Raw genomic sequence first — 13,856 nt, forward strand, 5'->3', positions numbered from 1 at the left:
ATTGGAAAATGTGCCTCGAATGTTACAACTTCGAGCTGCTTATCTCAATGGTCAACTTACTAACTGATATTTTTGCAAAGGTGAGATGCTCCCAACATCACTTCTGGCTGTTGACATTGATTATCTAAAATAAGATGATATGCAGATAAATTTTGCTGATCAGGATTATCTGCAAACTTTTACTGATTTCTCTATTGTACAATAGCTTTTGAGAATTTCTTTAGCTTTTTCATTTCCTAAGCTTGCAGCTTTCAGTAAATCTTCCATTGCTTGATACCTATTGCCATTGGTAATGATAAGATGACTAGTACCCCGTAAAAAGTAGGCTTCGTCATTATTGGGATTTATTTTAATTGCTTCGTTACAGTCATCTACTGCCTCACTATAATTTTTCAATTGAAAATGGGCTGAACAACGTTTCACGTAGTCTTTTTCAAGGTTGTAATTTTTTGTGTAATTAAAATCGTTAGCAAAAATAATAAGTGGATCTGCTAAAATAATGAGTGAAGCTGATACTAAACCAAAAACAATCTTTTGATAATAACGGATAGTTAGCCCGTTGATGTAGGCTACAGCATCATTAGGATTAATACGCAAAGCTTGGTTGTAATCATCTATTGCCCCCTGCTTGTCTCCCAAATCAGAATGGGCATTTCCCCGATTTCCGTAGGCTACAGCATCATTAGGATTAATACGCAAAGCTTGGTTGCAATCATCTATCGCCCCCTGCTTGTCTCCCAACTTATAACGGGCAAGTCCCCGGTAACTGTAGGCTAAAGCATAGTCGGGATTAATCTTGAGAGCTTGGTTGTAATCATCTATCGCCCCTTGGTTGTCTCCCAACTTATAACGGGCAAGTCCCCGATTACTGTAGGCATCGGCATCTTTATCTTTGTAAAAGGTGTGTTTTTTAGAAAATATAGGAAATATATCAACACCAAGTTTTATAGCCCGATCGCACCAATAACACTTACCATAAATTCGGCTGTAATAGTGGCTGTGTACCTTTCCACAGATAGTTAACTCATTAACAGCAAGTCTGAGCGCCTTTACCCAATCCCTAGCAGTTGGACGCAAGTTAGAATTTTTATAACCATCATTAAAACATCTGAGAAAACATCGCTGAACCTCTGGGTGAACAATCTCAAGCGGAATTGTCCTATCTACAGGTTGAATCAAACTGTTTGGTGTATACAGCCATAAACCCCGACGGATAAGTTCATTAGTTTCTGGAATTTCCCCCGCACCTATCCAGTTTCCCGCAAAAGGAGTTTGACCACCAAGCAACAACTGATAGATAATGACTGCTAACCGGAAGCGATCGTGTACTTCTGTTTGATCAATGCTAGAAAAATCTTTATCAATCAGTTCCGGTGGTGTATAATCTGGTGAACCAACTGGACAACGATAAATCTTGCCATTTACCGGATTCCGAACCTGAAAAGAATCAGTATCAATAATTGAAGGTAAGGCGCGATCGTTAACAAGAATATTTTGCTGCTTGATATCACCCAAAACATAGCCAGAAATGTGAATCGCTTCAATAATTGAGGCGATATTCAGCGCCGTTGTGTGGAGAAAACGCCAATCAACATCAAGTTTCAAATCCTTCCTTTTCTTGGGGTTATATACATCAATAAGTTCTTTTGCTTCCTTAATTTCCGGCATCAAAAAGCCCACACAATCACCCTGAGCATTTTTCAATACCGACTTAGGCCAAGCAAAAGAAATATGATTGAGGTGAGAGTTTGGCTCTTTAGGTCGATGTGCTATCATCACCGCCAACTTTTGCACTTGCTCAGGAGTTTGTAAGTGGTAAATTTTTGCTAAGTAACCATTGTGATTAGTTCGCCAAACTTCCCCTTCACCACTAATTTTAGGTTCACCCAGCAAAGTAATCGATTTTCCCGTACTAGCACAGGTGAGAACTGTCATTAAATTTTACTCTCTATTAAACAAGCACAAAAGTAAAGTTTTATCATCGTCAGTACGAGAATTTAGCCGCTCAGAGTTGAGGAATTCCGTCAGATATTTATCTTCCTTTGGATCAACAGGTTCGTGTAAGTATTCCTCCAAAGGTTTAAAGAAAGGTGAGAAGGGTTCCCAGTCGCTCAAGCGAATTGCTACTTTTTCCAGTCCATCAGTGGAAACACAAATAAACTCTTGTTTTTCAGAAACAACCTTTACCTTCATATCTTTTACTGCATTTGTTGAGGTGATAAAAGTTGTTTCATTGACAAACTCACCTTTATCTGGCTGAAACAACAGTTGATATTCTGACTCTTGGGAACGCATTACAATAAATCCATCCCCGATTTGCATAGCTGCAATGCAGTCAGAATTTGCCACGAAAATCAAAAGAGTACAAGCTAAATCATTGACAGAATAATCTTTTTCATCTGCTTGCTTCTGTAATTCTGTAATAACTTGGTTCACGATCTCAGCAAACACTTTCTGAGCTTCTTCTTTGGACAGTGGTTGAGAAAAGGCTTGCTTCTGAGGATATTCATTAATTTCAAAAAAGCATTTGAGTACCGTTTCTACCGCCAACTTAGCACCAACATCAGAATATTTAGCACTACCAGCACCATCAGCAACAGCGCCTACAATCACATCATCAAAGATGAGATAATCCACATAATCTTGACAAGGTATCCCCTGGTTTTGATGACTTGTTCCGATCGCACAATCCCGAACAGCTTTCCAATTCACAAAATTTCCTCTAACTAGTAATTTGACCCCATCCCACAGCCGGTAAAGCTACAGCCTGCCCTACTTTGCCACTAGAAACCCGTTTCACCGAAGCAGAAAGCCAGACAAACATCTCACGAAAATCTAAGCCATTTAGCGTAATTGGTAGGCGTTCAGGTGGAGAAATTTGTTTGAGGGTATTCATATCAGCATCTTTTACACCAACCGCAAAAAATAACAGTCGGCGTTGTGCTTCTGCTTCTCTCAACCTTTGCGCGGCTGACTCCCAGGAGTCTGATGGCGCTCCGTCTGTAATCAAAAACACCCAAGGGCGATAATAGAGAATACCGTTGTCTTTATAAGTCTGTTTGCGGTTTTCTAAAAAATCCAAAGCATACTCAATCGCCGCACCCATTGGGGTCAAACCATTTACTTCCAATATAGGCGGTGTAAATTGGTCAATCGTCACAAAGTCTTGCATCAGTTTAACTATGGGGCCAAATGCGATTATGGCCACTTCTACACTCAGCGATGCTTGGGAATCTTTGAGTATATCTTGTTTGAAAGCAGCAAGTCCTCGATTTAACTCTTGCATAGGCTGACCTGACATAGAACCAGAAGTATCAAGTAAGAGAATTACAGGGCAGCGATTTTCTGGATTTTCAACGAATTCAGGCATTCCTACAGGCATTCGATGCTCCTGATTAAGTAAATTATTATACAAAATATCTCAATTAGATTTTATTAGTTAATAGATACTTAAACAGTAATGTTTTTACTTAAAAAGACCCATAGCTACTTTAAATTGAAATAATCCAGCGCTGCATTTTCAGATGATTCCATAGATGTGTGGTTTGATAATGATCGCAATTATTTATCTACCTGAAGTGTCCAGTATTCGCTAAACTCAGAAATGCTGCGTTATTCCTCATGATGTCCGATTCCCAAACTGTCAGTGCTGCTGTTGCCAAACTTTACAATACCTACCCTTTTCCGCCGGAAGCCCTGTTGGATGAACCACCTCCAGGCTATAACTGGCGCTGGAATTGGTTAGCCGCTTATAATTTTTGCACAGGTCAAAAACCCCAAAAGCAAGATATTCGGATTTTAGATGCAGGTTGCGGTACAGGGGTGAGTACGGAGTACCTGGTTCACCTCAATCCCCAGGCTTCTGTTGTGGGAATTGACCTTAGTACAGGCGCTTTAGCTGTAGCAAAAGAACGTTGTCAGCGTTCAGGGGCTACCCGCGTTGAATTTCATCACCTCAGCTTGTTTGATGTGGAACAGTTACCGGGTGAGTTTGATTTAATTAACTGCGTTGGCGTTTTGCATCATACGCTTGATCCAATTCGCGGTATTCAAGCCTTGGCGAAAAAATTAGCCCCAGGCGGCTTGATGCATATTTTTGTGTACGGAGAGTTGGGACGTTGGGAAATTCAACTCATGCAAAAAGCGATCGCACTTCTCCAAGGTGACAAAAAAGGCGACTATCGCGATGGTGTCCAAGTCGGGCGACAAATATTTTCTTCATTACCAGAAAATAACCGAATTGTCAAATCTGAAAAGCAGCGTTGGTCATTAGAAAACCACAAGGATGAACACTTTGCTGATATGTATGTTCATCCCCAGGAAATTGACTATAACATTGAGACGCTGTTTGAATTAATAGATGCTTCGGGATTGGAATTTATTGGTTTCTCAAATCCGAGTTTCTGGGATTTGGAGAGACTTTTGGGCAAAGCACCAGAGTTAGTAGAACGAGCTAAAGAATTGAGCGATCGCCAGCTTTACCGCCTGATAGAATTACTAGATCCAGAAGTAACTCATTACGAGTTTTTCCTGGGTCGTCCTCCCTCAATTAAGTCGGAGTGGTCAGACGATAACGCCCTATTGGCAGCTATTCCCGAACTTAATCCTTGTATTGAAGGATTTCCCAGTCAATGTTTTTTTAATTACGATTACCAGATTGTTAATTTATCTGTAGCAGAGTTTGAATTTATGCAAAGATGTGATGCTAATTCTACAGTTGCAGAGATTTTGGCAGGTGTGCAACTGGAATTAGATCAGCTAAGAAAACTTCTTCAGCAGCAGCTGATTTTATTGACACCTGCTTAATCGCACTCCAATTCGATATTGAGTTAACATAAATAATTTATACTCATGGTGATGAGCGATCGCCCATCACCACTTTTGGCAAATTAATGTAGATTAGGAAAGTGCCCAACAAACGGGGTATTGTACATCCCAAAAGTTTGAGTTTTTTGGAATTCAGCAGGGGTGCAATCTTTAATGACAAGCCGCTACTCTACGATTTCTGATTTGCGGTACGCCCATACACTCCTCAAGCACCAGTTGATTTTATTGATACCGACTTAATTCAAACAGCAAGATGCTATGTAACGACATTGGAGAAGAATTATTCACTCAAAAAAGCTGGAATTGTCAGAAATTTTGAATTTTCTAGGCAGCGATTATTGATTATTCAGCCCCACAGTCCCTCACCTCATCAGCCGCTCTCTCACTTCTGGGAGCGTGATTTTACTGACTGTCTAACGTTGCCAAGAAGTTAATTGTTTTTTCCTAAAGTATTGTTACCGGATCGTGATATGATTCATCTGACTGAATGTGCAGTCATAATGTTTAGCTGTACTGGTTTCAAGTCTCGTGAGCTTGTCAGACGAATCAATTGCGCCCACTCAGACAACGCAACAAGATGCTAAAACTGTTTCTGAAGATACAGAATCAGATAACTCCATGCAAGAGTTCTATCAACTCTTCCAGCGGTTGTTGGTAATCACGCTTGTCTTGACGGGGGTTATTTTTATCTCTGTGTGGATCTTTTATTCCTTGAACATTGCTCTTAATTATTTAATTGGGGCGTGTACAGGTGTGGTTTACTTAAAAATGCTGGCTAGAGACGTTGAGCAGCTCGGTAGTGAAAAAACCAGTTTGAGCAAAACTCGTTTTGCTTTATTTATGGGAGTGATCGTCGTGGCAACTCAATGGCGTGAGCTACAGATTCTGCCCATATTTTTGGGATTTTTAACTTACAAAGCCACGCTCCTGGTCTATATGGTGCAAATTGCGTTCATTCCTGATTCTTAAAAAGCCAGGCTCACAAAGATAGTAATCCCATCCTCGCTCGTTGGGGAAAATGCTTGAAGAATGCAAATGCTTAGTGTCTTAAACGCCTTTAGTTCTTTTCCCCTCGCCGCATTAGAAGTAGGTCATCATTTCTACTGGCAATTGGGCAATCTTAAAATTCATGGGCAAGTTTTTCTCACCTCATGGTTTGTGATTAGCATTTTAGTAGTGGCTTCAATCGCTGCTACTCGCAACGCACAAAGAATTCCCAAGGGCATCCAAAATTTGATGGAATACGCCCTAGAATTTATTCGTGATTTGGCAAAAAACCAACTTGGTGAGAAAGAGTACCGCCCTTGGGTGCCATTTATTGGCACATTGTTCTTGTTTATTTTCGTATCGAACTGGTCAGGTGCGCTAATTCCCTGGAAGCTCATCAAGCTACCTTCAGGCGAATTGGCAGCTCCCACCAATGACATCAATACGACTGTTGCATTGGCACTGCTGACCTCTTTAGCGTATTTTTACGCAGGTTTTAGCAAGCGGGGTTTAGGCTACTTTAAGAAATATATAGAGCCAACACCTATTCTCTTGCCGATCGCAATTCTCGAAGATTTCACCAAGCCCCTCTCCCTAAGCTTCCGTCTATTTGGTAATATTTTGGCGGATGAACTGGTAGTTGCGGTACTGGTGCTGCTAGTTCCTCTATTTGTACCTCTGCCTGTAATGGCCTTAGGGTTATTTACCAGTGCCATTCAAGCCCTGGTTTTTGCCACCCTAGCCGGAGCATACATTCATGAGGCCATGGAGGGACATGGTGGAGAAGAACATGAGGAGCATTAAACTTCTCAGTTGATAGCACAGTTCCAAGAGCATTTTCGCTCAAAACATCGCAAAGCGCGATCTGAAGAACTCGGTGCAGCGTGAAAAACACGTCTCTAGTCGTTAACGTACTTTTGTTAGTTTTGTAATCAAAGCAAGGAAAATCAACATGGATCCATTAGTGCAGGCTGCTTCAGTTCTCGCTGCTGCTTTAGCGATTGGTTTAGCTGCAATTGGCCCTGGTATTGGTCAAGGAAATGCTGCTGGACAAGCAGTAGAAGGTATTGCCCGTCAACCTGAAGCAGAAGGAAAAATTCGCGGTACTCTGCTATTAACCTTGGCATTCATGGAATCCTTGACTATCTATGGTCTAGTGATTGCCCTGGTATTGCTGTTTGCTAATCCCTTCAGCTAATACCTTAAAGTTTTTGTGAGTGTGGAGTCGTGAGTGATCACGCCTCTACAATCGAAATATTTTGGGTATCTTAATAGTTCTAATGTTCAATTGACTACCGATTTTGGATTTTGGATTTTGGATTATCAAGAGTTTTCGGTACATGCCCCTGAGCTATGCCTGCTCTAAAATCTAAAAGACGCTTCTACGTCGCTAACGCTACGTTATCGTCAATCTAAAGTCCAAAATTACTTGACCCTTGTTGGCTATGGGTTTCTAAAATATGAAAGGTTGGATGATGTTGCTAGCCATGAAAACTGCTACTCCAGCCAAAGAGGAGAGAAATGTTTGATTTCGATGCTACCTTACCCTTCATGGCATTGCAATTCCTGCTATTGGCAGCCTTGTTGAATGCAATTTTCTATAAGCCACTGACCAAGGTACTAGACGATCGCGATAATTATATCCGAACGAATACCCTTGAGGCGCGGGAGAGCTTGGCTAAAGCCGAGCGCTTGGCTACCGAATATGAGCAGCAACTCTCAGAAGCTCGCAAACAATCGCAAGCTACCCTAGAAGCAGCTCAACTTGAAGCTAAGAAGATTACTGCCGAGAAAATAGCTGAGGCCCAAAAGGAAGCTCAGTCTCAACGAGAACAAGCTGCTGTTGAAATAGAACAACAAAAGCAGGAAGCTTTTCGCACCTTAGAGCAACAAGTTGATGCTCTCAGCAGGCAGATTCTAGAAAAATTATTGGGGCCAACTCCAGTTAGATAAGCTAACAAGACTGGTTCTGTAAAAGCATACGCGCAACTGGGCCCTAGTCTAGAGCGCTTAATTAAGTGTCACAAAAAGGCACTTTTTCCCCTTCGGAGGAAAGATACTTAATTTCCCTACGGGAAAATACAACGTATTAGCAAGCAAGCAGCGCACTTGTAAATGGGTATCATGGGGACATTGTTATTACTTGCCGCAGAAGCGAACGCTGTTCACTCTGAATTGGCAGAAGGCGCAGCAGAAGGTGGTTTCGGTCTAAACTTAGACATTTTTGAAACCAATCTGATCAATCTAGCGATTCTAGTTGGCATACTATTCTACTTCGGACGTAAAGTTTTAAGCAATATCCTGAACGAGCGACAATCCAATATTGCCACCGTAATTCAGGAAGCAGAAGGGCGCTTAAAAGAGGCTTCAACTGCCCTTTCCCAAGCGCAGGAACAGTTGAAGCAATCTCAGGCAGAGGCACAACGCATCCGCCAATCTGCCACAGAAAACGCCCAAAAGGCGAAAGAAGACTTGTTGGCGAAGGCAGTGCAAGACGTAGAACGCTTGAAACAAACAGCAGCAGCAGATTTAAACACTGAAACCGAGCGAGCGATCACTCAACTGCGGCAACGGGTAGCTACTCTAGCATTGCAAAAAGTCGAATCGCAACTCAAAGGCGGGATTGCCGACGATGCTCAACAAGGTTTAATTGACCGCAGCATCGCACAACTCGGAGGCAATGTATGACAAGCAAAGTAGCAACAGGCGAAGTAGCCCAGCCTTACGCACAGGCACTTTTGTCAATAGCGCAATCGAAAAATTTGACAGAAGAGTTCGGGGAAGATGCGCGGACTTTCCTGGGTTTGCTCAGGGCAGACAAACAGCTACAAAACTTCTTCAGCAACCCGTTTATTCAGTCTGAGAACAAAAAATCTCTGATCAAACAAATACTCGGTGAAGGCGCTAACCCCTACTTACGCAATTTTTTGCTAATACTAGTAGACAAACGCCGCATTGCATTCTTGGAATCAATTTTTGAACAGTATCTGGCGCTGTTGCGGCAGCTGAATCAAACCGTATTAGCGGAAGTGATTTCAGCCGTTCCCCTCACAGAAGCTCAACAGCAGGCAATTACAGAAAAGGTGATTGCCATAACTAATGCTCGCCAGGTAGAACTAGAAACCAAGGTAGACAGTGAGTTAATTGGTGGTGTAATCATTAAAGTAGGTTCGCAGGTAATTGATGCCAGTATTCGGGGTCAGTTGCGCCGCCTTTCATTGCGCTTAACTAATAGCTAGAAAGTTAGGAGTAGAGACGCGATTAATCGCGTCTGTACAGGGGTTAGGAGTAGAGACGCGATTAATCGCGTCTGTACAGAAGTTAGGAGTTAAGTAAACAGTAATTTATTTTGACTTTTAACTTTTAACCTTTGCTTTTTTAACTCATCACTCTTAACTCATCACTTCCAACTATTGAATTTTTCCGTCTCGAAAGCAAAAAAGATAGACACATGAGCATATCAATTAGACCTGACGAAATTAGCAGCATAATCCAACAACAAATCGAGCAATACGATCAAGAGGTCAAAGTTGCTAACGTTGGTACTGTCCTACAAGTTGGTGACGGTATTGCCCGGATCTATGGTCTCGAAAAGGCAATGGCTGGGGAACTCTTAGAATTTGAAGACGGTACAATTGGCATCGCCCAGAACTTGGAAGAAGACAATGTGGGCGCGGTGCTTATGGGTGAAGGGATAGAAATTCAAGAAGGTAGCTCTGTAACTGCGACTGGTAGAATTGCCCAGGTGCCTGTAGGAGAAGCCTTAATTGGACGAGTTGTAGACGCCTTGGGTCGCCCCATCGATGGCAAGGGAGACATCAAGTCCTCAGAAAGTCGTTTGATTGAATCTCCAGCACCTGGTATTATTGAGCGTCGGTCTGTACACGAACCCATGCAAACCGGGATCACAGCTATTGACTCAATGATTCCCATCGGTCGTGGTCAGCGGGAATTGATTATTGGTGACCGTCAAACCGGCAAAACTGCGATCGCGATCGACACAATCATCAACCAAAAAGAAGAAGATGTAATTTGTGTCTACGTTGCGATCGGTCAAAAGGCTTCCACAGTTGCTAACGTGGTGCAGACATTGCAAGAAAAAGGCGCGATGGATTACACCGTCGTCGTCGCTGCTAGCGCCAGTGAACCAGCAACCCTGCAATACCTAGCTCCCTACACAGGCGCAACTATCGCTGAGTACTTCATGTACAAGGGTAAAGCTACCTTAGTTATTTACGATGACCTCTCCAAGCAAGCCCAAGCTTATCGCCAAATGTCCCTGTTGTTGCGTCGTCCACCCGGACGCGAAGCTTACCCTGGAGATGTATTCTACATCCACTCCCGCTTGTTAGAAAGAGCAGCAAAGCTAAGTGACGAATTAGGTAAAGGCAGTATGACCGCCCTACCAATCATCGAAACTCAAGCTGGTGACGTTTCAGCATACATTCCCACAAACGTAATTTCCATTACCGATGGTCAGATATTCCTGTCTTCTGACCTGTTTAACGCTGGTATCCGTCCCGCTGTAAACCCTGGTATTTCCGTATCCCGCGTAGGTTCGGCGGCGCAAACCAAGGCAATGAAAAAAGTTGCCGGTAAAATTAAATTGGAACTGGCGCAATTTGACGACCTGCAAGCGTTCGCTCAATTTGCTTCCGACTTAGATAAAGCTACTCAAGACCAGTTGGCACGGGGTCAACGGTTGCGCGAACTCCTGAAGCAGCCACAAAATTCGCCACTATCAGTATACGAGCAAGTAGCAATTTTATATGCTGGTATCAATGGTTACTTAGACGATGTACCTGTAAATCAAGTAACCACCTTCACCAAAGGTCTGCGCGAGTACTTAAAGACTGGTAAACCGCAGTATGTGCAAGGAGTACAAGGCTCTAAAGCACTAGGTGATGCCGAAGAAGTTGCCTTGAAGGAAGCACTCACCGAATACAAGAAGACCTTCAAAGCTACAGCGTAATTAAAGTTAGGAGTGAAGAGTTAAAAGTTAAAAGTTAATGAAACACTCCTAACTCCTAATTCCTAACTCCTAACTCAAGAATATGGCCAATCTAAAAGCAATACGCGATCGCATTCAGTCGGTCAAAAACACCAAAAAAATCACAGAAGCCATGCGCCTGGTAGCTGCGGCTAGAGTGCGTCGGGCGCAAGAACAAGTGCTAGCGACTCGCCCCTTTGCCGATCGCTTGGCACAAGTATTGTATGGTTTGCAAAGCCGTCTACGATTTGAAGAAGCAAACCTGCCACTGCTGAAAAAACGGGAAGTTAAGTCAGTCGGGCTGTTGGTAATATCAGGCGATCGCGGTCTATGCGGCGGCTACAATAATAATGTTATCCGTCGTGCAGAAAACCGCGCCAAAGAAATTAAGGCAGAAGGTTTAGACTATCAATTTGTGCTCGTCGGACGCAAAGCTACACAGTACTTTCAACGCCGCGATCAGCCCATTGATGCTACTTACAGCGGCTTAGAGCAAATCCCCACCGCACCGGAAGCCAATCAGATTGCCGATCAATTACTTTCCTTATTTCTATCGGAAAAAGTAGACCGCATCGAGTTAATCTATACCAGATTCCTTTCCTTGGTTAGCTCCCGTCCTGTGGTACAAACCTTACTGCCCCTCGATCCGCAAGGTCTAGAAGCAGCCGATGACGAAATCTTCCGCTTGACAACCCGTGGCGGTAAATTTGAAGTAGAACGGGAGAAAGTGACTAACCAAGCCCGCGCGTTGGCTCCTGACATGATTTTCGAGCAAGATCCAGTACAGATTCTCGATTCTCTGTTGCCCCTGTATCTGAGTAACCAGTTATTGCGAGCGCTGCAAGAATCAGCGGCTAGTGAACTAGCAGCGCGGATGACAGCCATGAGTAATGCCAGCGAGAATGCCGGTGAACTGATTAACACCCTCACCCTGTCTTACAACAAAGCCCGACAAGCTGCAATTACCCAAGAACTCCTAGAGGTTGTTGGTGGTGCTGAAGCACTAACTTAGGAAAATACTTGTTGTGGCTCATGGCAAATAGCCAATTGCTAATGATTTTAAAATTAGCGATTGGCTATTTTGAGTAATTGGAGGCATATATTCTGACTTTGATAATTACGAATTACAAATCGCGTATTATAATTAAAGTATGAAGCGCATGGGTCCGTCACGGTTTCGACAGGTTGGCGAACGCTGCTCTGTGATTCAGGTCGAGAGTGAGTCTCCTCTCGGAAATCAAAGGCTCAAACAAAAAGTAAATGCGAATAACATCGTTAACTTTGCTCGTAAGCCTGCTCTAGTAGCAGCCTAAACACCTCTTATAGGTTCGAGCGTCTTTAGTTTGACTCCGTTAAGGACTGAAGACCAAACCCCAACGGATGCTCTAGCAAGCGTTCTCTGGTTGGCTTGCTGGCTAAGATTAAATCAGAGCATCCTACGTTCGGGATAATGAACGATTCCCGCCTTGAGGGTCAGAAAGGCTAAACCTGTGAATGAGCGGGGAGTCAATACCCAATTTGGACAGCAGTTCGACTCTGCTCGGATCCACTAAGAATAAATAACAAGTCCACCAAACACTTTAATGTTTAGGTGGATTTTGTTTTATTCAGCTAATTATTCCAGGACTATTTCGTTCTAGACATCAACCGCCCAGAACTAAAGTCTGTTTTAACGGACTATAACCTCTTCTTAGTCGTCTTTAGACCAATACACTTGGGTAAAAGCCAAAAACCTAACCTGCGTAGGTTGGGGAGCCACTGCGCCCTTGCGGTTTCCCGACTTAAAGCAAGTAGCGTTTGAGGAACGAAACCCAACATTTTTCATGGTTTGTTGGGTTTCACTACTCTGCCTTAAGCCGCCTCTTTTGTCTACGTTCAACCCAATCTCCAAATATCCTTAACCTAAGCGTATTGGTCTAAAGACGACTTTCGCTATTAGACTGGTGAATTCATACTGAGGCGGGCTAAATGAGAATGAAATAGCCCTGCTAATTATTCTGTTCCTGGGGTTGTTTGCGTGCGCTTCCAAACCTCTTTCCCCTTTTTTTAAGTACCCGTCGTAATCGGTCTGCACTCAAGCTTACTTGACGCTCAGATGCCAGTTTTTTTGCCAGTTGTTTAGAGTTATAAGTCTGTGGCTCTTGAGCTAAACAATTTTCTAGATAAACCAAGTCTGATTCCGAATATCGGGGTTTTCCCCCTCGACCAGGAGCATCCCACAGACCTGCTAAACCCATCTTTTCCCAGCGATGAAGAGTTTGACGTACTGTTGAAATCGCCCAGTTCAAGCCTTTAGCGATTTGCTCATTTTTTAAGCCGCGAGTATTCAGCAGTAAAACTTGAGCACGATCCTTGGTACGTTGAGGAACATCTTTTGCTTTTCTCAACTCTTCTAAAGTCAGCTTTTCTTCGTTAGTTAGAAAGACTTTTAATCGGCATCCCATAAACGATAACCTTTCACATAGTCAATTTTTGGCATTGTATATGTCTATTCACACCTTTATGTCTACTTCGGCATGTATTTAATAATACAGTTGCAAACTTAACAATAAGTATTAAGTATACCGATGTTAAGACTTATGGCTGTTAGGGGCGAAGTATTAGCTTGAGAACATTATTAAAGTTTGTAATCTATCATCGGTAATGAATTTTCGTAAAAAGTTAGGCAGACAAAAAACGACGCCCTTAGTTTGTATGGGCATATAGATTAAATAGCCAGACGCTATAACTTATGGCTTGATGAAAATAATTTGTTGGCGTTGTCTTGATTAATGCCTAAGGTCGATAATAAAAAACTGTATCATTAAAATTATTAAATTATTCGTATTGTTACGGTCATTCATCGAAACTTTAAAAATTATTTTTACGCTAGTTTATACTTGAATGAGCAGAAAAAGATATACAGGCTCAGTTCTTTTTATTCAGATCGTCTCAGAAACTTTGCTTTTATTATCTCTAAAAAGACATCTGTTTTTTCGACTTTACAGAAAATTTATATTTTACGGAACAACATTCTTGGTTGAGACAAAAATATATTCAATACCCATTGAGA

General features: G+C 42.5%; 14 protein-coding genes and 1 other RNA gene. 10 read left to right on the forward strand and 5 right to left on the reverse strand.

Annotated elements, in window-relative coordinates; all coding sequences use genetic code 11:
• Nucleotides 1-165: 165 nt before the first annotated feature.
• Genes V7K49_RS24200 through V7K49_RS24210 form a run of 3 tightly spaced genes read right to left on the reverse strand, consistent with a single transcriptional unit; the run spans nucleotide 166 to nucleotide 3,382 of the window.
• Nucleotides 166-1,935: a tetratricopeptide repeat protein gene (locus tag V7K49_RS24200; RefSeq protein WP_335207866.1), complete on the reverse strand. Its 1,770-nt coding sequence runs from the start codon at nucleotides 1,933-1,935 to the stop codon at nucleotides 166-168.
• Nucleotides 1,936-1,941: 6 nt separating this feature from the next.
• The gene (locus V7K49_RS24205; protein ID WP_335207867.1) at nucleotides 1,942-2,712 is read right to left on the reverse strand and encodes a PP2C family serine/threonine-protein phosphatase; all 771 of its coding nucleotides are present in this window, start codon (nucleotides 2,710-2,712) and stop codon (nucleotides 1,942-1,944) included.
• A gap of 10 nt (nucleotides 2,713-2,722) precedes the next feature.
• Nucleotides 2,723-3,382, reverse strand: coding sequence for a vWA domain-containing protein (locus tag V7K49_RS24210; RefSeq protein WP_335207868.1), 660 nt, complete (start codon nucleotides 3,380-3,382; stop codon nucleotides 2,723-2,725).
• Between the two features lie 242 nt (nucleotides 3,383-3,624).
• Here V7K49_RS24210 and V7K49_RS24215 point away from each other — a divergent pair, with 242 nt between their 5' ends.
• On the forward strand, nucleotides 3,625-4,806 hold the full coding sequence (locus tag V7K49_RS24215; protein WP_335207894.1) for a class I SAM-dependent methyltransferase: 1,182 nt from the start codon (nucleotides 3,625-3,627) through the stop codon (nucleotides 4,804-4,806).
• 43 nt (nucleotides 4,807-4,849) lie between these two features.
• Here V7K49_RS24215 and V7K49_RS24220 read toward each other — a convergent pair whose 3' ends face one another.
• A complete protein-coding gene (locus V7K49_RS24220) occupies nucleotides 4,850-4,987 on the reverse strand; it encodes a hypothetical protein (RefSeq protein WP_335207870.1) in 138 nt (45 codons plus the stop codon).
• Between the two features lie 368 nt (nucleotides 4,988-5,355).
• On the opposite strand from V7K49_RS24220, the gene V7K49_RS24225 reads away from it, so the two are divergent.
• From V7K49_RS24225 to ssrA, 9 genes are all read left to right on the forward strand, one after another.
• Nucleotides 5,356-5,796: an ATP synthase subunit I gene (locus tag V7K49_RS24225; RefSeq protein WP_335207871.1), complete on the forward strand. Its 441-nt coding sequence runs from the start codon at nucleotides 5,356-5,358 to the stop codon at nucleotides 5,794-5,796.
• A 60-nt stretch (nucleotides 5,797-5,856) separates the two neighbouring features.
• Entirely contained in the window at nucleotides 5,857-6,618 is a 762-nt protein-coding gene (atpB, locus tag V7K49_RS24230) for a F0F1 ATP synthase subunit A (protein WP_334726275.1), read from the forward strand.
• A 148-nt stretch (nucleotides 6,619-6,766) separates the two neighbouring features.
• Nucleotides 6,767-7,012 (forward strand): ATP synthase F0 subunit C, encoded by a 246-nt coding sequence (atpE, locus tag V7K49_RS24235; protein WP_251959337.1) that lies wholly within the window; start codon nucleotides 6,767-6,769, stop codon nucleotides 7,010-7,012.
• A 323-nt stretch (nucleotides 7,013-7,335) separates the two neighbouring features.
• Nucleotides 7,336-7,767 (forward strand): F0F1 ATP synthase subunit B', encoded by a 432-nt coding sequence (locus tag V7K49_RS24240; protein WP_335207872.1) that lies wholly within the window; start codon nucleotides 7,336-7,338, stop codon nucleotides 7,765-7,767.
• A gap of 162 nt (nucleotides 7,768-7,929) precedes the next feature.
• Nucleotides 7,930-8,502 (forward strand): F0F1 ATP synthase subunit B, encoded by a 573-nt coding sequence (locus tag V7K49_RS24245; protein ID WP_335207873.1) that lies wholly within the window; start codon nucleotides 7,930-7,932, stop codon nucleotides 8,500-8,502.
• Nucleotides 8,499-9,053 (forward strand): ATP synthase F1 subunit delta, encoded by a 555-nt coding sequence (gene atpH, locus V7K49_RS24250; RefSeq protein ID WP_334865148.1) that lies wholly within the window; start codon nucleotides 8,499-8,501, stop codon nucleotides 9,051-9,053. The genes V7K49_RS24245 and atpH overlap by 4 nt, the downstream gene beginning before the upstream one ends.
• A gap of 212 nt (nucleotides 9,054-9,265) precedes the next feature.
• Complete coding sequence (gene atpA, locus V7K49_RS24255; protein ID WP_273762311.1) at nucleotides 9,266-10,786, forward strand: F0F1 ATP synthase subunit alpha; 1,521 nt, start codon at nucleotides 9,266-9,268, stop codon at nucleotides 10,784-10,786.
• 82 nt (nucleotides 10,787-10,868) lie between these two features.
• Nucleotides 10,869-11,816: a F0F1 ATP synthase subunit gamma gene (locus V7K49_RS24260; protein WP_334865150.1), complete on the forward strand. Its 948-nt coding sequence runs from the start codon at nucleotides 10,869-10,871 to the stop codon at nucleotides 11,814-11,816.
• Between the two features lie 150 nt (nucleotides 11,817-11,966).
• Nucleotides 11,967-12,356: a transfer-messenger RNA gene (ssrA, locus tag V7K49_RS24265) on the forward strand.
• 436 nt (nucleotides 12,357-12,792) lie between these two features.
• Here the strand turns inward: ssrA and V7K49_RS24270 are convergent.
• Nucleotides 12,793-13,248 carry a helix-turn-helix domain-containing protein gene (locus V7K49_RS24270; RefSeq protein WP_334865154.1) on the reverse strand — a complete coding sequence of 152 codons (456 nt, stop codon included), beginning with the start codon at nucleotides 13,246-13,248 and terminating at the stop codon, nucleotides 12,793-12,795.
• Nucleotides 13,249-13,856 lie beyond the last annotated feature (608 nt).

Origin of the sequence: Nostoc sp. (assembly GCF_036919675.1) — a bacterium.
In the GTDB taxonomy this organism is placed as follows: Bacteria; Cyanobacteriota; Cyanobacteriia; order Cyanobacteriales; family Nostocaceae; genus Nostoc.